The 1,204-nt window shown below is 73.3% G+C and carries 1 protein-coding gene; it reads left to right on the forward strand.

Annotated features, from left to right (window positions below):
* Window positions 1–149 precede the first annotated feature (149 nt).
* Window positions 150–1,204 (forward strand): FIST signal transduction protein (locus AC27IQ_RS24995; protein ID WP_487091219.1); only part of this gene is annotated, 1,055 nt, incomplete at its 3' end.

Below are 1,204 nucleotides of genomic sequence, written 5' to 3' on the forward strand. Positions count from 1 at the left end.
CCTTCTCCAGCGGCCCGGCGCACCGCCGCGCCGGCCGCAGCCAGGTCCGCCGCGCCGCGCAAGCGGACGGGCCAGTGACCGCCACCACCCGCACTTTTTTCTGACATGGCCGCCCGCGCAGCGGGCCGCCGCGACCTTTGCCACCGACCATGAAACTCTTTCCCAACGGCCACGCCACCCATCCCCAGTGGCGCATGGCGGCCGCGCTGGTGCTGGCGCAACTGCGCGCGCAGATGGCGCTGCCGCAGTACGCCAGCGCGCCAACCCTGGGGGTGCTCTACATCACCGACCACTATGCGGACGAGGCGCAGGCCCTGCTCGACTTCGTGTCGGCCGAACTGCCCGAGGTGACCGACTGGAGCGGCACCGTGGGCGTGGGCGTGGCGGCCAACAACGCCGAATACTTCGACGAGCCGGCGCTGTCCGTCATGCTGCTGGACCTGCGGTCCGACCAGTACCGCGTGTTCTCCGGCGTGGCGCCCCTGGCGCGCAATGCGGCCAGCGGGTTCGTCGCCCATACGGCGCTCGTTCACGCGGACGGCCGCACGCCCGACCTGGCCGAGCTGATCGATGAAATGGCCGACCGCACGGCCACCGGCTACCTGTTCGGCGGCTTGTCGGCCAGCCGCAACGCGAGCGTGCAGTTCGCCGTGGGCGGCAACGGCAACATCGCGGGGCAGGGCGGCGCGCGCGGCGTGTTCGACGGCGGACTGTCGGGCGTGGCCTTCAGCGAGGGCGTGAGCCTGCTGTCGCGCGTCACGCAGGGTTGCCAGCCCGTGGGGCCGCTGTGCACCATCACCGAGGCGCAGGACAACGTGGTGCTGGCGCTCGACGGCCAGCCGGCGCTGGATGCGCTGCTGGACACGCTGCACATCTCGCTCGACGGCGACCCGCAGCCCGCGCTGCGCGAAGTGCGGGCCACGCTCGCGGGCCTGGTGGATGCCGGCGTGCAGCCGCTCGGCCGGGCCGGGCATTTCGGCACGGACACCCGGGTGCGCCACATCGTGGGGCTCGACGCCACGCGCCGGGGCGTGGCCCTGGCCGACCAGGTGGAAGAGGGCATGCGCCTGGCGTTCTGCCAGCGCAACGTGGCGGCGGCCCGCGCCGACCTGATGCGCATCTGCGCCGAGATCCGCGAGGAACTCACGCCCGAGGAGGCCGAGACCCTGCCCGCACCGTCGGCCGACAGCGAGCGCCGCGCGCT

The organism is Acidovorax sp. KPB24-07, assembly GCF_057543315.1.